The following is a 255-nucleotide window of genomic DNA, read 5'->3' on the forward strand; positions in this document are numbered from 1 at the left end:
CCAGTAAACGGCGGTGGTAACTATAACCATCCTAAGGTAGCGAAATTCCTTGTCGGGTAAGTTCCGACCTGCACGAATGGCGTAACGACTTCTCCGCTGTCTCAACCGCGAACTCGGCGAAATTGCACTACGAGTAAAGATGCTCGTTACGCGCAGCAGGACGGAAAGACCCCGGGACCTTTACTATAGCTTGGTATTGGTGTTCGGTACGGCTTGTGTAGGATAGGTGGGAGACTGTGAAGCTGGCACGCTAGT

1 rRNA gene is annotated in these 255 nt (G+C 52.5%); it reads left to right on the top strand.

What is annotated here, in order from left to right:
• Positions 1-255, top strand: a 23S ribosomal RNA gene (locus tag QSK18_RS35770); the annotation flags it as partial.

Source organism: Kineosporia sp. NBRC 101677 (assembly GCF_030269265.1).
Lineage (GTDB): Bacteria > Actinomycetota > Actinomycetes > Actinomycetales > Kineosporiaceae > Kineosporia > Kineosporia rhizophila.